At 54.3% G+C, this 21,224-nt stretch carries 16 protein-coding genes; 10 read left to right on the plus strand and 6 right to left on the minus strand.

The annotated features are described in order from the left end of the window. Positions 1-231: 231 nt before the first annotated feature. The 5 genes from VAE55_RS08930 to VAE55_RS08950 all read left to right on the plus strand — a co-directional run bounded on the left by VAE55_RS08930 (position 232) and on the right by VAE55_RS08950 (position 4,513). Positions 232-981: a WecB/TagA/CpsF family glycosyltransferase gene (locus VAE55_RS08930; RefSeq protein WP_322815436.1), complete on the plus strand. Its 750-nt coding sequence runs from the start codon at positions 232-234 to the stop codon at positions 979-981. A gap of 519 nt (positions 982-1,500) precedes the next feature. Beyond that, entirely contained in the window at positions 1,501-3,054 is a 1,554-nt protein-coding gene (locus VAE55_RS08935) for an acyl-CoA carboxylase subunit beta (protein WP_322815437.1), read from the plus strand. Positions 3,055-3,201: 147 nt separating this feature from the next. Then, on the plus strand, positions 3,202-3,660 hold the full coding sequence (locus VAE55_RS08940) for an ATP-binding protein (RefSeq protein ID WP_322815438.1): 459 nt from the start codon (positions 3,202-3,204) through the stop codon (positions 3,658-3,660). A 22-nt stretch (positions 3,661-3,682) separates the two neighbouring features. After that, positions 3,683-4,114: an ATP-binding protein gene (locus VAE55_RS08945; protein ID WP_322815439.1), complete on the plus strand. Its 432-nt coding sequence runs from the start codon at positions 3,683-3,685 to the stop codon at positions 4,112-4,114. A 30-nt stretch (positions 4,115-4,144) separates the two neighbouring features. After that, a complete protein-coding gene (locus VAE55_RS08950; RefSeq protein ID WP_322815440.1) occupies positions 4,145-4,513 on the plus strand; it encodes an STAS domain-containing protein in 369 nt (122 codons plus the stop codon). A gap of 52 nt (positions 4,514-4,565) precedes the next feature. Here the strand turns inward: VAE55_RS08950 and VAE55_RS08955 are convergent, their stop codons facing one another. From VAE55_RS08955 to VAE55_RS08970, 4 genes are all read right to left on the minus strand, one after another. Continuing rightward, positions 4,566-5,567 carry a bifunctional ADP-heptose synthase gene (locus VAE55_RS08955; RefSeq protein WP_322815441.1) on the minus strand — a complete coding sequence of 334 codons (1,002 nt, stop codon included), beginning with the start codon at positions 5,565-5,567 and terminating at the stop codon, positions 4,566-4,568. A gap of 46 nt (positions 5,568-5,613) precedes the next feature. Then, entirely contained in the window at positions 5,614-6,837 is a 1,224-nt protein-coding gene (locus VAE55_RS08960) for a pyridoxal phosphate-dependent aminotransferase (RefSeq protein ID WP_322815442.1), read from the minus strand. 494 nt (positions 6,838-7,331) lie between these two features. Next, positions 7,332-8,402: a DICT sensory domain-containing protein gene (locus tag VAE55_RS08965; RefSeq protein ID WP_322815443.1), complete on the minus strand. Its 1,071-nt coding sequence runs from the start codon at positions 8,400-8,402 to the stop codon at positions 7,332-7,334. 1,106 nt (positions 8,403-9,508) lie between these two features. Next, positions 9,509-10,714, minus strand: a complete 1,206-nt coding sequence (locus VAE55_RS08970; RefSeq protein ID WP_322815444.1) for a hypothetical protein — start codon at positions 10,712-10,714, stop codon at positions 9,509-9,511. Between the two features lie 1,004 nt (positions 10,715-11,718). Here VAE55_RS08970 and VAE55_RS08975 point away from each other — a divergent pair. Both VAE55_RS08975 and VAE55_RS08980 read left to right on the plus strand, forming a co-directional pair. Beyond that, a complete protein-coding gene (locus VAE55_RS08975) occupies positions 11,719-13,110 on the plus strand; it encodes an FAD-dependent oxidoreductase (protein WP_322815445.1) in 1,392 nt (463 codons plus the stop codon). Between the two features lie 90 nt (positions 13,111-13,200). After that, positions 13,201-16,203: a protein kinase domain-containing protein gene (locus tag VAE55_RS08980; RefSeq protein ID WP_322815446.1), complete on the plus strand. Its 3,003-nt coding sequence runs from the start codon at positions 13,201-13,203 to the stop codon at positions 16,201-16,203. 343 nt (positions 16,204-16,546) lie between these two features. On the opposite strand, the gene VAE55_RS08985 is transcribed toward VAE55_RS08980, so the two are convergent. Then, entirely contained in the window at positions 16,547-17,776 is a 1,230-nt protein-coding gene (locus VAE55_RS08985) for a glycosyltransferase (protein ID WP_322815447.1), read from the minus strand. A gap of 33 nt (positions 17,777-17,809) precedes the next feature. After that, entirely contained in the window at positions 17,810-18,925 is a 1,116-nt protein-coding gene (locus VAE55_RS08990) for an aromatic ring-hydroxylating dioxygenase subunit alpha (RefSeq protein WP_322815448.1), read from the minus strand. Between the two features lie 74 nt (positions 18,926-18,999). Between VAE55_RS08990 and VAE55_RS08995 the strand changes: the two genes are divergently transcribed. The 3 genes from VAE55_RS08995 to VAE55_RS09005 all read left to right on the plus strand — a co-directional run. Then, positions 19,000-19,614: a sulfite oxidase-like oxidoreductase gene (locus VAE55_RS08995; protein ID WP_322815449.1), complete on the plus strand. Its 615-nt coding sequence runs from the start codon at positions 19,000-19,002 to the stop codon at positions 19,612-19,614. After that, a complete protein-coding gene (gene nfi, locus VAE55_RS09000) occupies positions 19,601-20,293 on the plus strand; it encodes a deoxyribonuclease V (protein ID WP_322815450.1) in 693 nt (230 codons plus the stop codon). The genes VAE55_RS08995 and nfi overlap by 14 nt, the downstream gene beginning before the upstream one ends. Before the next feature lie 79 nt (positions 20,294-20,372). Continuing rightward, a partial coding sequence (locus tag VAE55_RS09005; protein ID WP_322815451.1) for a lamin tail domain-containing protein occupies positions 20,373-21,224 on the plus strand: 852 nt, incomplete at its 3' end.

Here is a 21,224-nt window from a genome sequence, read left to right on the forward strand (position 1 = left end):
AATGATCGGCAACCCGCAAAACAATAGCAGGAAAGGGGTTTCGGACTGTAATCACATACTCCTGATATTGCAGAAACGAACAAGCAGTCTTGATGGGTGAAAACTATGTAACTCGTTTTACATTCTGTCAAGAGGACTCATTCCCAACGTAGACAGGTAATGCAACAAACAGCATTTGTAGCCGAATACGGTATGATGAGAAGCAATAGCAGATAGGATAACAGGTGCCTAATGCAGAGCGGTCGAATCACGATACTGGGAATACCGATTGATGATGTCACCGAGGCAGAAGCATTGGAGAGGGCACATAGCTTTCTGCAAGGTGGAGGCTGGCATCAGATTTGTACGGTAAACCCGGAATTTATCATGGGGGCGCGCCGAAATCCGATCTTTCGGGCAGTATTACAGGCATCAGACCTGAATACGCCGGATGGCTTTGGGGTGCTGGTGGCGGCTCGCCTTCAAGGTACGCCGTTGCGTGGCCGAGTAACAGGGGTCGAATTAACGTTGGGGCTGGCCCAGCTCGCTGCCAAGCATGGTTACCGCATCTTTTTGCTCGGTGCAGCGCCGGGTGTCGCGGAAGCTGCGGCAGTAGTGCTGAAATCGCGCTGGCCGGCGCTGCATATTGCCGGCTGTTATGCCGGCTCACCGGCACCGGAATACGATGAGCAGCAGCGCCAGATTATTATGCGAGCACAACCGGATATCCTACTGGTGGCGTACGGTCATCCACGACAAGAATTGTGGATCGCTCGCAACCAGCCATTCATCAAGGTGCCGCTGGCTATCGGTGTAGGCGGAACCTTCGATTATCTGGCCGGCAGGGTACCACGCGCACCACGATGGCTCCGCCGGATGGGGTTAGAATGGGCATTTCGGTTAGTGGTGCAGCCGAGACGTTGGCGGCGTATCATTGATGCCGTTCCAGCATTTCTATGGACTGTCATCTGGCAAGGACGGCGCAGGGAAGAGTTGAGGTAGAGAAGCTATCTGACAACCAAAGTTGCTAGCTTTGTCACCACAGAGGCACGGAGGACACAGAGAATGGGTATAACCTGAGTTGCCACCTTGCGGCGTGACGTAGTGCATCTATAGGAACCGGATACTACCCAAATTATTCATACAGGTACACTGCACGGTATTGCGTACAACGTTGTACTGTTCATCCTGGCAATCAGCCTCCGTGGCCTGCTCACCGCATAGGCGGCAACCTGACTTATCTGATAACATACGACGGCCCGACAGACAGATCAATCACAACGGGTGGGAGCAGTGGTCTGGGCAAGCACGTATTACAAGGCAATAGTGATGCCGCAGGCCCGGCAATAATTATGAATGTGTGTACCATGTGACCATGGAGAACTTCTACATATTACACAGCGCACTACGTAGGGTAAGGAACAGGCACGGCCTTCATCCCTCAGAGTGTTCTATTCGCCATACTATGATGAGTTCGCATATTACCGGCAACGTCAGCTAATGAAAGAAATGGGGAATGCCATGACGCAGACAACCGCAGAAAAGATTGCTGCATTGCGTGAACGACGCGAACGGGCACGAAATCAAGACCCGGTGGCAATCGCCCGGCAACACGAACGAGGGAAATTAACGGCGCGAGAGCGAATTGATCGGCTGCTTGATCCTGGTTCCTTTGTTGAACTTGATGCATTTGCTGTCCATCGTACCTCTGCGTTTGGTATGGAACGGCGCAAACCATTGGGTGATGGCGTGATCACCGGGCACGGTACGATTGATGGTAGACCCGTTTGTGTTTTTGCCCAGGATTTTACTGTGTTTGGTGGATCGTTGGGCGAGGTATTTGCCGAGAAGATTTGCAAAGTCATGGATCTGGCGTTGCGCATGGGTGTACCCTGCATCGGTATCAACGATAGTGGCGGAGCACGTATTCAGGAAGGTGTGGTGAGCCTGGGCGGTTATGCCGAGATCTTCTACCGTAACGTTCTCAGCAGTGGTGTGATTCCTCAATTATCGATCATTGCCGGCCCCTGTGCAGGTGGAGCGGTCTACTCGCCGGCAATGACTGACTTTATCTTTATGGTCAAAAACATCAGTCAGATGTTTATCACCGGACCGGATGTGATCAAGACCGTCACCGGCGAAGAGGTTGGCTTTGAAGAGTTAGGTGGGGCAATGACCCACAATACCCGCAGTGGCGTGGCACATTTTGCCGCCGACAGCGAAGATGAATGCTTCGATCAGTTGCGGACACTGCTCTCATTTTTGCCCTCCAACAATATGGAAGACCCACCGTATCAGACACCAACCGATGATCCGGAGCGGATGGATGAAGATTTGCAAAGCATCATTCCCGACAACCCACGCAAAGCCTACGATATAGTTAAGGTTATCGAGGCTGTGGTGGATGATGGGTTCTTCTTCGAGGTACAACCGGCATGGGCAAAGAACATTGTCATCGGCTTTGCCCGTCTGGATGGTCACGTGGTTGGGGTGGTTGGCAATCAACCGCTGCAAATGGCCGGTACGCTGGATATTGACAGTTCCGTGAAGGCAGCGCGTTTTGTCCGCTTTTGCGATGCGTTTAACATTCCGCTGGTTACATTCGTGGATGTACCGGGCTTTTTGCCGGGCACGCAGCAGGAGTACGGCGGAATTATCCGTCATGGGGCTAAGCTGCTGTACGCATACTGTGAAGCAACCGTACCGAAATTAACGGTTATTACCCGCAAAGCGTATGGAGGAGCCTATGATGTGATGGCGAGCAAGCACATTCGCGCCGATTTCAACTTTGCCTGGCCAACCGCTGAAATTGCCGTGATGGGTGTTGATGCAGCGGTACGAATCATCTTCCGTAAAGAGCTGGCCGAAGCAGATGATCCGGCAGCACGGCTGGCCGAGCTGGTGGAAGATTATCAGAATCGTTTTGCTAATCCGTATGTTGCCGCCGAACGTGGGTATATTGATGCGGTTATCGAACCGCGTGAGACACGACCGGCCCTGATTCGCGCCTTACGCCTGGCACGCACGAAGCGTCAGAGTCTGCCAGCCCGTAAGCATGGCAACATTCCATTATGATTTTTAAGCGTAACCTGTGCATCCCGATCTGCATTAAGCAGTCTCTGAGAACATTTTTGGTGAAATCTGGTAACAATTTTACCTGTTACTATGCTATGATACAACTATCAATTGGCACTTCATTGGTCCGTGGTAGGGATAGATGGCATGAATGACAGAGAGGGCGCAATCGAACAGGTTATTGAACTGCGCCTACCGAGTCGGCTGGGATATGAACGAATTGCAATGGATACTGCGGCTGCGCTGGCGAGACGAATGGGTTTTCCTGCTGAGCGGATCGATGCCCTGCGCACAGCGATTGGCGAGGCTGTAACCAATGCCATTGAACACGGTAATCAGGCTGACGCGGCAATGAAGGTTGTGGTTGTACTGATGGTACGACCAGACGAGCTGGTCATTAGTGTTGCCGATCAGGGGCGACAGGCGTTAGACCCAGCACAAATGCACATACAACCACGTATTACCGATGCCTTCCAGCGCGCCGACAAGGGGGGCTGGGGGATATGGCTGATGCGTGAATTAATGGATGAGGTAGAGTTTACACTGGCACCGGGTGGGGGTAATCAGGTACGAATGGTTGTCCATCTCGAACGTCCATCCAGTTAGTTAAGTAGCAGGCTGAGAAGATATGCAGCTCACCATCCCAAGCATTCTCGGCTATGAAGTGATTGTACGTGATGCCGTTGCTTCACTGACACAACAATTTGGCCTGGCACCAGAACGGATCGAGGACATCAAGACAGCACTGTGTGAAGCCTGTACCAATGCCATTGAACACGGTAATCATGCCGATCCGCAACGTAAAGTACGGGTTATCTGTACCATCGATGAACAGTATCTTATAGTTGAGGTGTGTGATGAAGGAACAGATCCACCCGTACTACCGCAAAAGCCGATTGAATGGACGATCAGCCCCTCCACGTCCTTTCGCGGACGAGGACTGATGCTCATGACTGCGCTGGCCGATGAGGTAAACGTTGTACCTGATGCGCTAACCGGTACCTGTGTTCGATTGATTTTTTACCGCCATCCCACTAATGTAGTAGTTGATGTATCGTAACCTGGAATGGTTCCATATAAGGAGCGATCCATGCTAGAGGATGAATTAACAGTCAATATTCGTCAACGTGACGGTGTCGCGGTTATTGATCTGATCGGGGATGTGACAACTTTTGCTGAGGAGAAGATCAATAACGCCTATCGTCAAGTTACGGCCAGGGGTGAACGGTTTATCTTATTCAATTTTCGCCAGAATGATTACATTAACAGTGCCGGAATCGCAATTCTGATCGGCATTGTGACTGAAGTCAATCAAAACGGTCAACGACTGGCGGTAAGTGGTTTATCACCCCATTTTCAGAAAATTTTTCGCATGGTAGGGCTAGCGCAGTACGCCGAAATTTATCAAACGGAAGATGAAGCGATCAGTGCGTTTAAGCGTTTGAACGTGATTGAATAATCCAACCTTCACCCAAGGGGGAAGTGGCAGGGAGCAGGCGCAAGGCCTGCTCTTATCTTGTTGCAGCTATAGCTGCCCGTAGCTCTGCAGGAGTAACGACCGCATTGCCAAACCGTCGCACAACCAGCGCAGCAGCGATATTCGCCAACATAGCGGCGATGCTGCCCCGACAACCAGCAGCCAGAGCTAGTGTTGCCACGGCAATAAAGGTATCTCCGGCGCCAGTAGTATCAAACACTTCGCTGATATGGTAGGCTGGAATATGTTGATACGGTTCGTGATCGCCAATTAAGACCAATCCAGCCGGCCCACGAGTTACAATGACGAGATGAGCGGCAAGATCGTGATAGAGACGGGTAACCCCATCTGCAATCGCCGCTTCATCGACGAACGGTACACCCAGGGCAGTAGCAGCTTCAGCGTCGTTACAACGAAAGAGATCGGCATGACGATAATAGTGTGAATGCCCCTGCGCATCAACGGCAAAGATGACATCGTGTTGACGGCAGAGCGTTCGTATCGCACCAACTACGCGCGGTGTGAGCAGACCGAGCTGGTAATCAGAGCAGATCACGGCATCGGCACCCGGTAATTGGGCCGCCAGTGTGGCAATCACCCGTTCTTCAATCTCAGCAGACAAAGGCTGGCGGTCGAGATAGTCCAGCCGGGCAACCTGTTGCGGCAGACGGGGAGCGGCATCGGCCAGAATACGTGTTTTGCGCGTCGTAATGCGATCTGTAACCGTAATAACACCGCTATCATCAATGTGTGCTGCCTGTAGCAGATCACGCAAGTGTTTGCCCTCTGCATCGTTGCCGACGATGGTAACCAGACTGGCTTGAGAACCGAGCGCGACGATATTGCGAGCCGGATTGGCTGCTCCACCGAGAATGGTTTCCCGCCGCAAGAATTCAAGCACCGGAATAGGCGCTTCACGGGAGAGGCGTGTCGCACGACCGTAAAGATATTCGTCGAGTGTAATATCCCCGACCACAATAATGTGATGCCCGGCGAGAATCGCCGGATCGGGGAGATGAGTAGCCTGACAGGTCATAGGAATTGGATCAGGCGGCTACCTTACCGGTAGCCGCCAACAATGTCTAGGCAGCATCGTTGCCAAGGACAGCCTCACGGAAGCGTTGCATGCCAACACGAATCTCCTCGCTCCCAGTGGCATACGACAGGCGTAGATAGCCGGGTGCGCCGAAGGCTTCGCCGGCGACGCAGGCGATGTGGGCCTCTTCGAGCAGGTAGAGGTTGAGTTCATCGCTGGTGGTAAAGACCTTGCCGTTACGCAGTGGCCGGTTGAGCAACGCACTCACGTTAGGAAAGACGTAGAAGGCACCATCAGGTACAGTACAGGTCACACCAGGGATTTCGGTCAATAGACTGAGGATCAGATCGCGTCGACGCCGGAATTCAGCCGTCATTGCGGCAACCGTTGCTGCGATGTCTGGGTTGGGTGTATACGCCGCTAGGGCCGCGTCCTGAGAGATGCTCGATGTGTGGGTGCTGGTGTGGCTCTGAATTGCTTTGATTGCTTCGATAATCGGTTGTGGCCCGGCCACATACCCAACACGCCAGCCGGTCATGGCATACGCCTTCGCAGCACCATTGACCACCAGGGTTCGTTCGGCGAGATCAGGCGCCACCCGCAATAGGCGAGCGTAAGGCACATACGAGATCGCATCGTAGATTTCGTCGGTGATAATGATCGCCGGATGGTCACGAAGTACAGCAGCCAGTGCAGCCAGCTCCTCCGCACTGTAGACGGCACCGGTTGGGTTCGAGGGGGAATTGAGCACGACGATCCGCGTTCGCTCACTCAAACTGGCGCGGAGCTGATCAGGAGTGAGTTTGAAGCCGGTCTGCTCACTGGTCTGAGGAGTAACCGGAGTAGCGCCGGCCAGTTTCGCCTGTTCCACGTAGCTTACCCAGTAGGGTGCTGGGATAAGTGCTTCGTCGCCTTCGTCACACAGGGCCTGAAAAGCGAGGTAGAGTGCTTCTTTGGCGCCAGTGGTGACGGTAACCTGCCCAATCCCGTAAGAAAGCCCCTGATCGGCGCTCACGCGAGCAGCGATCACTTTACGCAGCTCAAGCGTTCCGCCGGTCGGTGTATAGTGCGTATGGTTAGCCTGAATACCGGCAATGGCAGCCTGCTTAATCGGTTCGGGAGTATCGAAGTCAGGCTCGCCAACACTGAACGAAATGACCTTAATACCGGCAGTGCGCATTTGGGCAACGCGAGCAGTCATTGCAGCAGTGGCTGAGGCTTCGAGCGAGGCGAGACGGCGGGCAAAACGGTAATCCATTCTGGCAGACATGTAGCTCTCCTGTCTGGGTATAGGTTCATAAACCCGGTGCAGACATCGGTGTTGCAGGTACACTTATGGCGATTATACCAGAGATGGAAAACAATCAGATCATTGTGCTTGCTATGCCCTTATTGTCGATCCATGTAAGAAGTTAGCTCATAAACCTGTAGCGTGAACGCACGTCGTGCCTGTGGCCGGTAGCGAAACCGCTGCAATCAGCGCCAGATTGTGAGCACAGCCGGTGCAGCAGCGAGGCAACCGAACTCCACACGATGCACCACGGGCAACCCGGCCGGGAACAGTATCCCCTCCGGAAAGGTCATATTGCGTATGCAGCGGGAACGCTAGTTCGGTGCATCCGTGCTCCGATGTGGTAGCAGGGCAATCGTCGGATCAGGTGTCATGAACTCTATTACACCTGACCTGATATCAGCTACGTTTTGAACATTCATCAGCCTGAGCTACCGCAACATTAACCATGGTACAATTTCGTGAAATACGTTCTAGAAACGTGGTCGTATTTCCAAACCACTCAATTCCAGTGCAGTAAGGATGCCTTCACGCAGCGTACTGCGGGTACGTACATCACCGAGGTCGATACCTAAATTGATCATGGTTTGAGCGATGGCAGCACGGATACCGGTGATGATTACTTGCGCACCAAGCAAATAGGCAGCTCTGATTGTCTGGAGCAGATAATTAGCGACTGCAGTATCAACCATTGGCACACCGGTAATGTCGATGATAACAACATCGGCCATCTGTTCGGCAATACTTGATAACAGGTTCTCCATCACATGCTGTGCTCGTCGAGAGTCAATCGTCCCGACCAGTGGCATGAGCAGAACTCCTTCAAACAGTGGCACAACCGGTGCAGATAGTTGGGCTATCGTTTCTTCGAGCGTAGATTGACGCTCATTGAGCACTTTGAGTTCGTCTGCTAACTGGCGCTGGTTATCATAGCGCCGTTGCAGGTGAGAAACCATCTCGGTGACAATCTGGGTAAGGTATGGGCCGCGTGGATTGCACGGCGGGAAGCAGGTGCGGGCATGATTCAGTTCGGCAGCACGCTCAGGTCGGTATCGTTCGACAACCGGAATGAGACGATTAAGAACAGCATCTACCACTTCAGGCTGAAATGTAAGCAGAGTGTCAAAGCTGCGGTCGGCCTCACGCTCAACTGGCAACTGATTATCAAGACCGCATAACACAGTGCAAAACCATTCAGTCAGTATAAGCAAAAACCACTCCTGGCGCAGGGGATCGTCTGATGCCAGTGTCACTGCGATATGACGCTCTTCGGGTACCGGCGGGAAGCCACCGGCAAAAATGCAAATCGAACTAGCAATATTGGTAAGCTCAAGATAGCGCTGCGTCTCCTTCCGCCAATGGCTGCTTTCTTGAAAGCCGGTGAAAATGACACTCGGTAATTGATTACGAATGATGCAGTCTTCAAGGGTGTGACTAATGTCTACAAGGGTTGCTTTGCTAGCAAGGAAGGGCTGGACATCAGGGGCAAGGATTTCTTTAATCATAGAAAAGATCGATGGCAATGGCGAGGCTTCATCCGTCACAACCTGACTCCTTTCACAAAATCCCGGTATCGCTAACTATAATCATCAGACAAAAAAAGTGAGATGGTAATCTTGCCAGGAAGTGGAACAAGCGATGAAGACTTTGCATTGTACCACATATAACTAGTCAAATGTACCTCAAACCTAATTTCTTCCAACTTCAAAGGAATGAACTTTGCGGCTTGCGAGTTGCATCTGAAGAGTTATTTCACAAGTTCGGTGCAGAATGAGGACTGGCTTAGGTTCTCGACGTGCCTAGACAACGTCAGTACGACAATGATTTAGCTCATCTTATCACGAAAAGTAACGTATGTTTGTTGCACCTACAATTTCGCATCCAATGCCATCACCTTATATTAATTAATGGTATTACAAGGGAATTGTATCACAAATTAGAGGATTGTCAATAGAATTACCCGCAAAACATGACGTAGAACAAAACAATGCAGGTATCGATTCTTCGGCATGCATGTAGCACGCTAAAGTCTATTGTAACCGTTGAAATTTGCACGTGAGGCATCGATATCGCGTAGGCAGTACAACCGATGGTACCTCTCCGCTTCGCTCCCCAGTATACGCCGAATATCAGCCAGACCGAAGGAAACAGACCCAAGCAAGGCCGCGAAACAACTATCCTGTGGACAGATTTTCAACCCACCTGGCATACCATAGTTGTACCACTACCCCGCAGCAGTTTAAGATAACATCACGCGATGGATGGCATGTGGGAGCCACCTAACTATAAATATCTTCTATCTGCGAAGAAAGCTATTGACGGGTGGGGCTTCCAACCCATCCCTCCATTAATTAACCTCAATGAATCATCCATCCCGATCTCAACGAGCCTGAGGTAAGTGCGAGCATACACAACGCATCAAACGCGGATGTCTAGGAAAGCAACGGACGTGAACGGACTGGTCATCTATGCGCATCGGTTACATCTGTTCCAACCTGTAGTTCCGGCTGCCGTTACGACAGTAGAGAATGGCTTAGAAGTCTGTACTTTCTGTAAGTAATGATGCATGGCGTAACGTGAATGAGATTAGCAGATACCCCACTTATACCCATTTAGCACATGCATAGCAGCATGAAGCAACCAACATCGCTCACCTACCACCGGCTGGCAGTGCTGAGGCGGAACTGGTGCAGCTGGAAGCAAAGATGAGTGCGCAATCCTTTACTCCATCCGGTATCCTTCCTGTACGAGCATATTCCTGTACAGCTAGATAGATGGCACGCGGCATTCCATCGGGATGCACAAAATTCCAGGCATCGGGATACGAGCGAGTAAGGAATGGCGTGCTGAATTGCCAGAGGATGGTGGCCTCCAACCAAGGATAACATCGCGATTGCTCATAGGTAGCAATTGTCCAGCGCATTCGATCAGCAGGACGCACTGCACCACTCCAGCGCGGATGGTCATTGTAGCCGCCTTCAGTGATAATGATACGCTTGTCACTACCATTCAAGCGGTCGAGCAATTCGCGAACCAGCTCGATGCGACGAAAATTGACACGGTCAAAGCTAGGTTCAGCGTCAGGAGGTTCTTGGCCGCCGTAGGCATGGACAGCCCACATATCGAAAAAGGGAAAGGCACCAGCATCAGCCAGAGAAGCCAGGAATTGCATATCGTCCATACGCAGATTACCACCTTCCAGGCTAGGACCAGGCGATAGCGCACCGGCAATGACGATAACCTCCGGCGCGACTGCTTTAATCGCCGGATAGGTCTGTTTAAGCAGATCGGTGTATGCACCGGGATCAGGCGGTCGTTCACCCCACTCGAAACGTAAGTTTGGTTCGTTCCAGATGATGATATGACGCACTCCTTGTGGAGCGTAACGTTCGGCAAACGCAGCTGCAAAATGCGCAAAATCGGCAAAGTGATCACGATCAAGATAACGATCGGTGGTATTAGGCGGACGTGCCCAAGCTGGTACGATGTCGAGACGTGCCACAACATTGAGGCCCTGCGCTCTGGCATGGGCAATCACTAAATCCGCACCTGTCCAATCAAAACCGTAACGCGAACGGGGCTGAACGTAAGCCCAGGGAAAGAGTTCTACGACCCAGCTTGCTCCCATCTCGTTCACCTGAGCTAAAGTACGGCGAATGTATGCTTCATCACTAATACCAGTGAGGCGGGTATGAACACCGATAAGAGGATTTGTCGTCTTTACCGTCCGTAATGGCGGCAGATTGATTGAGCGAGGTAGGCGCGGCAGGAAGAATTGAAATCCGCTGAGCAGTATGAGAATTGTGATGAGAAGGTAGATACGCAGGTCGGCAGATGGTGAACGTAGCATGGGCATGTTGGCAGTAGGTATATGAGCAATTGGACACTTGTATTGTACCACTTATTGCTATAGTAAGGTGCGTGCACTTTTACATTCTGTCCTGAACCTGCTGAGCATGGCTGAACGTCCTCACCCCCGGCCCCTCTCCCGCTAAGCAGGAGAGGAGAGCGTAAAGAGTTGTGTCGGAGCTTTCTGATGTGGTAGAAGAGGCGTTAGCACCATACGGTTATGTGCTCCGCAGCGTCCTAGGGCGTTGGCGGTACGGCACCGATACCGTTCCGTAGAGTGAGCTGCCAACCTGCGCTGATGCCTTCTCATCACCATGGTCACGTACCGGCATGGGGAAGCACTGCCACCTCCATGCCGGTACGCACGGTGGATACGAAAGCGTGGCTACCGCACTCCAAACGATACATCACACACAATCCGGTCACGAAGACGTACTCACGTCGAAGTGTGATACTACGGTATGGGCAGCGGAAACGCCGTTCTCCGTATCCGCAGTCGCTACCAGCATGATGGTGCGATCACGAGCCATGACTTCTCTTAAACCGGATTTGATATTATGGGCCATGAAAACCGCAATGGCAGGTTTTGATGGGTCAGAATTAGGTCTTTGTAGGCCGACCAGGGAGCAGAGCAGCGTTTGCACACACCGGTGTGTCGTTCAGGAGCGGCGCAAGGGTAAAGGGTAATAGGTGAGTGGGTCACGCCTGCGCTATGAGCAGGTTTGATATTGCTGCAATCCGCGGTTGTTGAGCGTAGTGGGATGATGTGGGCGAGAGGCGAGGGGAACCCTCTCGTTTATGGCGATGGGCGATGGGATGGTACGGCCTGCACGAAGGCTGGAAGGTGAAGGATGCGAGTGGAATATGTCTGCGATCCAACGCATGGCTGGTGATGGAGGAGTGACGTTGTGCAATAGCTGTTCATTTACCTTGCGTGGGATTCGTAGCCGTGCTATAAAGATAAAGGTGAAGGTTGTTCATTTTTGCACACAGAACAGGAAGCGCAGTCCTATGCGAATCGTTATTGCAGGTGCCGGTCCAGCCGGTATGGTTGTTGCCCGCACGATGGTTGAGCGTGGTCATGAGGTGATTGTTCTCGAAAAGCGGGATGTGCCCGGCGGTAAGGTGTCGGCGTGGCAGGACGCCGATGGTGACTGGATCGAGAGTGGGTTGCACGTATTCTTTGGAGCGTATCATCATTTGCTAGCGTTTTTGGAGCGGTATGGCCTTGGCGATACGTTTAACTGGAAGCCGGCAGAGATGATTTTTGCCTCTGAACGCCATGGGCTGGCACCGATCCGGTTTGTGCCGTGGCTGCCGACGCCGTTTAATGGTCTGGCCGGTGTGCTGGCGTTTAAGCCGTTACCGTTGCGGGATAAGTTGCGGATGGGGCTGGGGTTGCTGCGCGTTATTCTCGGCGATCAGGCGTATGTTGATGCGCAGGATAACGAGACGTATGCCTCGTGGCACTTACGACACGGGATGGGGCAGCGTTCACTCGATGAAGTGATGCATACGATGGCGCTGGCGCTGAACTTTCAACGTGCCGACCAGGTTTCGGCTAAGCTCCCCTTGACTGCTATGCTGCACTTTGCGCACGAGAAGGAAGCGCCACGGATGGCGTTGGTGAAGGGTTCGCCTGATACCAATATCTGGCGGCCTTTGATTGCGCAGATTGAGCGTTTGGGGGGGAAGGTTGAACTGAATGCCCGCGTGTCGGCTATTGAGTATGATAGCGAGACAAATCAGGTTACCGGTTTTCGGCTGGACGATGGCCGGCTGGTGACCGGCGATGTGTATGTGTCGGCGATGCCGGTACACAATCTGCGAAAGGTGATTCCGCCGGCGCTCCGTGAGATGCCCTACTTTGCCAATTTGAGTCATCTGAAGGGTTCGCCGGTGATTACGATGCAGCTCTTCTTCGACCGTCGCATTGCGGGAGTGGATAATTTGCTTTTCAGTGCCGGCACGCACCTCAGTGTGTACGCCGATATGGCAATGGTGGCTCCTGAGTACCACAAGGGGGAACGGAGCATTATGCAGTTTGTGGTTGCGCCAGCTACCGAGCTGATTACGTTGCCCGATGATGAACTGGTGCAGTTTGTGATGAGTGAGTTTGTCAGGCTGCATCCGAATGCCCGTGAGGCGAAGTTGTTGAAGTATACGATTGTGCGGATTCCTAATTCGGTGTATCAGGCGTTACCGGGTGTTGATAAGTACCGACCGGATCAGGCGACGCCGGTACGCAATTTCTTCCTGGCCGGTGATTACACGCGCCAACATTTTCTGGCTTCGATTGAGGGAGCGGTGATCAGCGCCAATCGGTGCGTCGAGCGGATTACCGAAGCGCAGGCGCACGGTGATCTTGTGTTGCAACCGCATATGAGTGTAGCAGCCGATTGAGACATCCCGTATACTGATGATAGACCAAAGCAACCAGTGCTGATGTCCACAGGTTGTCTCTGAAAAGTTTTGTATTTGCTAAGGGCTGCTATGCTCGCCATCGATTCTCTGCTCAACGGACACTACCGGATCACGGTTGCGCTCGATGCTTATCCTGATGCCGGGTTGTATCGAGCGATTGATCAGCGTTCTTCGCTGCGGGTGTTGATTACTGCACTGCCGCAGCCTAATCAGGCTGCGGTTGATGATGTGCGGCGGCTGGCACGGGAACTGGCACAAATACAGATGCCGGGATTGCTGGCACTACGTGACTATTTTGTCCTGGATCAGGCGTGTTATCTGGTCGCCGATGATCCTGGTGGTTCAGACCTGGAGCGCTTTGCGCGTGAGCGCGGATCACCATTGCCAGAGAGTGAAACCCTGGCTATCGTTGATCGGTTGTTGATGGTGCTGGATCGGTTGCACCATCACCAGCCGCCGCTCTTGCTAGGTGATCTGCGCACCTGCGATCTCTGGTCGTCACCAGAAGGTGGGTTGAGCCTGGCCCCCTTTGCCTGTGTCCGCCATATTGGGGCTGAGACGACGCCATACCGGGCACCTGAACTGTACGATCATAGTGTTGAGCCGGCACAGGTAAGTGATATTTATGCGATTGGCGCGGTGCTGTACCATCTGCTCACCGGTTGGCCGCCACCGCCTGCCAATCAGCGGCAGAGTGGGGTGCCGCTCAATTCGCCGCGTGCGCTCAACCCGCAGGTGTCGGTATTGGCCGAACAACTCACGCTGCGCGCTCTGGAAATGAAGCCGGCGAACCGGTATCAGCGGGCAAGTGAGATGCGTAGTGCGCTGGAGACGGTACGCCTGATGGCGGGCAGGCCAATGGAGGCTACGGCACTGATTGAAAAGCCGGTTGTGCCGTCCGCTGCCGTCCCTGCCGTACCTCCACCACCTGCGGCTATTGCTTCGGCTGCACCGGCCACGACATTACCGCCGGCACCGCCACCAACGCCGACGGCAGCACCGACGGCAGGAGTAGCCGCGCCCACCACTCCGCCCCGTCCGTTGATCAGTACCTCGTGTCTGCTGGCAATCGTCGGTGGCCTGGCAGTGGTTGCAGTAGGGGTATGTGTGCTGCTGGCAGTACTGGTGGGCCTGTACATGACGAATGCTTCGTTGTTTGGCTTACCCGGTAATACGGTCGCAACGCAATCGACGGTTGCGCCTGCGCCGACGACAACCGAAGCGCCGGCAATTGATTGGTTGCAACAGGTCAATGCGATTACCCAAACGGCGCAATTGCGGGAAGATAGTCTGGGGGCGGCGGCTTACAGTCCTGATGGCTTGCTGGTAGCGGTGGCGGTAGGATCGGCGATTCAGTTGCGTGATGCTTCCTCTTTTCTCGTTCAGGCGACACTGAGCGGCCACGAAGGTGATGTCAGTTCGCTGGCATTTAGTCCCGATGGGGCGATTCTGGCTTCCGGTGCTCAGGATGACCCGGTGGTACGGCTGTGGGATACCGGTACTGGCCGTGAAATTGCGCAACTCCGTGGACACAGTGACTGGATTCGCTCACTGGCGTTTAGCCCCGATGGTCGTTTGCTGGCGTCGGCCAGCGTTGACCAGACGATTCGGATTTGGGAAGTGACAAGCGGGCAGACAATAGCCATCCTGCGTGGTCACACCGATCTCCCCGGTAACGTCACGTTCAGCCCCGATGGGCAACGGCTGGCTTCGGCCTCGCGCGATGGTACGGCCCGATTGTGGAATGTGAGCAGTGGTCAACAAATTGATGCTTTTCGTTTCAGCGCACCAGTTGACCCCTCAACCAACGCACCCTCCTGGCTGACCGGTATCGCCTTTTCCGGTGATGGTCGGCAACTCGCGGTCGGTTCAGTCAACGGCAATGTCTATCTGCTTGATGCAGCAACCGGTAATGTCCAGCGCGAGTTGCGGGGGCATGATGGTTGGGTGGTGATTCGCGGGGTAGCGTACAGTCCTGACGGTCGCCTGCTGGCCAGCGCGAGCCTTGATGGGAGCGTTCGCCTGTGGAGTCCGACGAGTGGTGCTGAGCGTGGGGTGTTGCGGCAGCGTGGTCTGCGCTTGCTTGGACTAAGCTGGAGTCCAGATAGCACACGAATCCTCTCGTCGAGCGATATGGGGGGTAATCTAATGATCTGGGATGTCAATTCGACACAGGTTCTGCAAAGCTTTCAAGTGACCCAGGGTGTAGTGACCGGAGTGCGCTATAGCCCCGATGGTAGACGGCTGGTGGCAAGCGGAGCGAATGGCGCTGTGCGCGTTCACGTGCTCGATAGCAGTCGCACCATGAGCCTTGATGGTGGTGCAGCAACAGCCCAGTACATCGATTTCATCGGCGATGCTGAAGTTGTAGCGATCAGCGAAGCCGGCGAGATCGTGACTATTGATCTGACCGGTAGTCGGCCCAACGAGCAGTTGAGCGGCATGAATGGATTTCCCCTCAACCTGACGGTCAGCCCGGATCGCAGCATGATTGCAGTGGGTAACGAACAGGGTGAAGTCTATCTATGGGAAACATCCAGCCGGCAATTTTTGCGTCGGCTGAGCGGGTTGTCGGGGCCAATCTATTCACTTGCATTCAGTGCCGATGGAGCATATCTGGCTGCGGTGACCAATCAACCCGCTGACGCACCGCAGATTGCGGTCTGGGAAATGGCGCGTGGTGGGCAGCCCCAGATTCTGCGTGGTCATAATGGCCCGGTGACCAGCCTGATCTTCGTCAATAATCTTTTGCTGAGCGCCAGTAGCGATGGTCTGCTGCGCGTGCGAGACGTCACCCGCAACAACAACGAGGTCTTGCAAATCGAAGTTCCCCAGAATTGGGGCTGGTTCACCAGTCTGGCCGTGACCCCTGATGGCGCTCTTCTGATTGCCGGCACGATTAGCGGACATCTTCTGTTCTACCATCTGGACGATGGAACACTCCTGCGGGAAATCGATTTAGCGGATTATGGTGCGGTACTGGCCGTTGCCGTAACGTCTGATGGCACACAACTGGCGGTGAGCACCCGTGACGAAGGTATTCTCTTGTTCGATCTGATGCCTGATCGGTGAAATCTTCCTCGTAAGCTCTGCGTGTTTGCCCTGAGAGAACGCTCGCAAAGCAATTAGTCATCAACCAGTCAGCACCGTGCTGGAGTCAGGCGGGCTGAAGCCCTGCCTGACAACATGCAAGCTCCGTTGGGGCTAGCGTGCGGGCTGAAGCCCTCCCTCACGACCTGCAAGCCCCGTTGGGGCAGGGATTCTTCCCCGCCGGCAGGTTAGCCCCGCAGGGGCTTCGATGAATTGAGGCAGGGTTTTAACCCGCCGATCCCTTAACCCGCCAGCCTCCTTAACCCGCCGGCTTACCAACCCACCTGTTCATCAACTCGACATTCCATCCACCCAACACTGGCTACTACGCTGCCCATTGTTCAATACGCTGAACAGCAACAGCGACACCACCCTCGGCACGCATGCGGCCACTGACCATAGCAGCGCGAGCACGATGTACTGGATCAAGCGCTTGCTGCAACGCTAAACTCAATCGCTCAACCGATAATGCCGACACCGGGATTGGTGGTGGGTTGGCACCGGTCTTGTGCGCACGCCAGGCCCAGAACGGCTGATCGGCAGCGAAGGGAACGATCACCGATGGAATACCGGCGCGGAGGGCACTTGCTGTCGTACCTGCGCCACCGTGATGGATCATTGCGACGGCCTGGGGCAACAACCAGTCGTGAGGCATCTCATCGGCGAGATAGATGGGATCAGGAACCTGATGTGGCGTAAGACCCGCCCATCCGCGCTGGATAATGCCGCGTTGTCTAGTACGCTGAAGCGTTTCCAGAATAATGCGCGTCATGTGTGGAGCATCATACGTAGCCATACTACCAAAACTAATCACTACCGGTGATGGGCCGTCAGCCAGAAAAGCTTGCAGATCAGGCGGCGGTTGCCAGTTTGTCGATTCTAACCACCACGAACCAGTTTGCACTGTTAGAGGGGCAGACCCCGATGGAACCAGAGCAGCACTGTACGCCTGCAACAAACCAAACTGGTGTCCCGGTTTCGCCCATGGTAAACATGATGGCCCAATATCAGGCGCACGGCGGTGGAGTATGCGGTAGCTCAGGCTTTGGGTATAACGAAAGATAGTGTGAGCAAAGAGATGGCTGAACCGGCGACCGGTCAATCCAATCCGATCAGTAGGCCACGCAATGTTGGCGATGTCGGCTGGCGGGTCGAAGAAGGGAAAGAGATCGACGGCACATTCAGGCAACCCGTACTGGGTTGCGTAGAGATGACCGAGAGCGACGGTCAAAAATGAATGGACGATCATGTCGGCGGAGCGAGCCGCCTCCTGAATACGTCGGGCCACTTCAACGCCCAGCGGTAATGCGAAACGGGAGATGATGCCGATCAGGCGCAGCGGTTGCTGGCGTGACTCATCGGCAATCTGACGGGCCAGTACCTCAACATTGCCGGGCAGAGACAGAAATGTGATGTGATGATCAGCCGCAAGGGATGCAAAACGTGCCGGTGCAGCCAGAACAGGGGTGTGACCGGCCCGATACAACGCAGCACCAAGCGCAATAAAGGGCTGCACATCACCTCGGCTGCCGTAGGTAATCATCAAAATACGCATACTGTCTCATTTGATGAAAAGATGACCACACCATCACGCGCTTTCCTCTCCCATCACCCGCAGGTATTCCCGGTCAAATTGCCAGAGCAACCCTTCCGATTGGGCGTAGGGGCCAGGACGATAAGCACGTGAGCTGATGCCCTGCTGAGATAATTCACAGACGCGCCAGTCCTGACGATTCGTTCGATCCCAAAACTCGACTGCATCCGAGGGATCAAAGTCGGAAGCAGCCATCACATCAGGATCAAAATACCACTCGCAGATAATGGTTGTGGCATCGGGTCGGCGTGGAATCAGGCGATGCGCCATCACATAATCGGGATGCAGACTCAGCAGCAGGTTGGGAAAGATAGAATAGTAGTAGACACGTTTATGATCTTCGACCGGCAGGTTGGGCAGGGGCGGTCGCCGGGTCTGGCCGTTCAGAGTCATACTTTCGTGGGTAAGTTCCATATACCCGCCGAGAAATGGGCCACTGGTCAGATCATTCCGTCCGCTTTGCCAGGGCGAGATAGCAACCAGTTCGGGATGAATCAGCGGACAATGGTAACATTCGGAATAATTCGCCACAATCAACTTCCAGTTCGCAACCACCTCGTAAGTAATGCGGGCACCGCACTGCAAGCGCACCATCTCCCAGGCTTGAAACTTGCCGATCAACGGTGCGAACGCTTCTGCGAATGGTTGTGGCCGGTCAGCTAACGACACAAAGATGAAACCGTCCCATTCAGCTACCGCTGCACTGAGGAGAGGCCAGTCATCCCGCCGAAAACCAGGCGCATCCTGCATATAACGAGCAGCCGCCAGCGTCCCGTCGAGGCGATATGTCCAGGCATGGTACGGGCACATGATCGTTTCGTGAAAGCGACCTTGCATTTCGGTGCAGAGACGTGCACCTCTGTGACGACAGACGTTATAATGAGCGTAGATTTGACCATCGTGGTCGCGGAGCAGGATCAGACTCTCGCCGGCAACTTCGATCAGACAGTAGCTCCCGGCTTCTGGAATGTCGGCGCTCCTGCCAACGCAAACCCACTGAGTGGCAAAAATCCGCTCCTGTTCGCGGGCAAACACGTCAGGACTGGTAAACCAGACTCTGGGCAGAGTGTAGGCCGGGCGATCAATGGAAGCACGAACAAAGGTCGTCATACTCACCCCCGTGCATTTGCGGTATAATACCGTTTGAAAAGATAATCCTATCGATAGTCTCAAAGGAGGGACGAATGTTCAACCCTTTCAAGCGGAAAGACCAGGCTCAATCCGATCAGAGTCATCGCGTCCCACCGGGCCAGTATGTTACCGAGAAATTTCCAGTATTGCACTACGGTTCTGTTCCTAAGTATACCAATGTTGAGGAGCAGTGGGATCTGCGCTGTTGGGGTGAATTAGCGGAACCGGTGCGCTTCAGCTTCCGCGAGTTTCGCGCTTTACCAACCACCACAATCAAAACCGATATTCACTGCGTAACGCGCTGGAGCAAACTCGATACAACCTGGGAAGGGGTTAGCTTCCGCGAGTTTCTCCGCCATATTCCACCGCTGAAGCCATCGGCCCGCTTTGTGATCGCGCATAGTGAGCAGGGGTATACCGCGAACCTACCGCTTGAAGCCCTCTTTGACGATGATGTGATGCTGGCATACAAATATGAGGGGCAGGAACTGACTCCAGAACATGGCTATCCGCTGCGGCTACTGGTGCCAAAGAAGTATTTCTGGAAGAGCGCCAAATGGCTGCGGGGGATTGAATTTCTCGATCATGATCGGCTGGGATTCTGGGAGCGTTACGGCTACAACAACAACGCCGATCCCTGGCGTGAAGAACGGTATGCCGACGATTGATACCAGTGATGAGCGAGTCGCCGCAGCCATCGCCGAGCAGCAGGAACTCCGGGCCCGTGTGCGCTTGCACGACGACTATAGCGAATTGCGGTTCGTTGCCGGGGTCGATGCCGGTTTTGAAGCCGATGGTATGCTCATTCGGGCGGCGGTTGTGGTTGTGCGGTTACCCGATCTGGCACCGGTTGATTATGCATTGGTGCGGCAGCCGGTGACCTTTCCCTATGTGCCCGGTCTGCTTGCTTTTCGCGAGGCACCGGCAATTATCGCTGCGATCAGGCAATTGCGGACGACGCCTGATCTGATCATCTGCGATGGTCACGGCATTGCCCATCCGCGTCGGTGCGGCATTGCCTGTCATATCGGTGTTCTCCTCGATCTACCGGCAATCGGTTGTGCAAAGCAACGTCTGATCGGGCGATTTACCGAACCGTTGCCTGAACGCGGTGATCGCAGTCCGTTGTACGACGGTGATGATCTGATTGGATGGGTGGTACGTACCCGCGCTACGGCCCGACCGGTCTTCATCTCTCCCGGTCATCGGGTCAGTCTTGAGCGCACCCCCGACCTGGTGCTGGCCTGTACCACCAGATTTCGCCTGCCAGAACCGACTCGCCTGGCCCATCGCCTGGCTTCGCACGACGACGCACCTCTCACCTCAGCTTCGCCGCCACTGTTGTAAAAAAGTCAAAAAAACCGCGTACCTTTTCGCGGGTTTGCACGGTTTCTATAGTAGGAAGCAAACCAACCGGAGGGAAACCGTGCGCTGGTTTATCATTGGCTTAATCGTCGTGCTGGTGATCGGCAAAAACTGGCGAGCAGTCGAAGCGCAGACGCCGCAGGTGCTCATCAATGAGGTCATGCACAATCCGGCAGTTGGCCCGGAGTGGGTCGAGCTGTACAATCCGGGTTCGCTACCGGTCGATCTCAGCGGCTGGCGGATCGATGATGCGGTCATCGGCGGCCCACACACACTCATCGGCGCAGGTGTGGTTATTGAAGGTGGCAGTCTCCTCGTCATCACCCTGTCCAGCGCGATTCTCAACAACAATGATCCTGATCAGGTACAGTTGAGCGATACGTCAGATCAGATTGTTGATCAAAGTCCGCTGACCATCGTCAGTCGTGACCAGACAATTGCCCGTCAGCCAGACGGCAGTGATGCCTGGCAAACCGGTGCGCCCTCACCGGGAGAATGGAACGGCGGTGTACCACCACTGCCGGCCCACACCAGTTCACCCACAACGGAGACAACTGGGTTGCCGGTGTCACCCGACCCGATCACAGCGACGAGTACAACCATCACAGCAGCGGCAACCGTCGTCACCACCACCGGTGCGGCGATTGAGACGGCTCCCCCTGCGGCGACGGCCTTTGCCACCGCGACGGCAACTGTCACAAACACACCAGCCGTCACCACGACTGCCACCCACACACCCACTGCCACCGCAACGGCAACACTCACCCCCACCCCCACCCCACCAGCCGCCTTTGACCAGGTGGTGCTGAACGAAATCGCCGCCGCCGGTGATCAGGAATGGGTCGAACTCTACAATCGCGGGCCGGGCGACGTCGCACTGGCCGGATGGTGGCTGGAGCGGATCAGCAGTAGT

The sequence above is a fragment of the Chloroflexus sp. genome (assembly GCF_034432675.1).
Lineage (GTDB): Bacteria > Chloroflexota > Chloroflexia > Chloroflexales > Chloroflexaceae > Chloroflexus.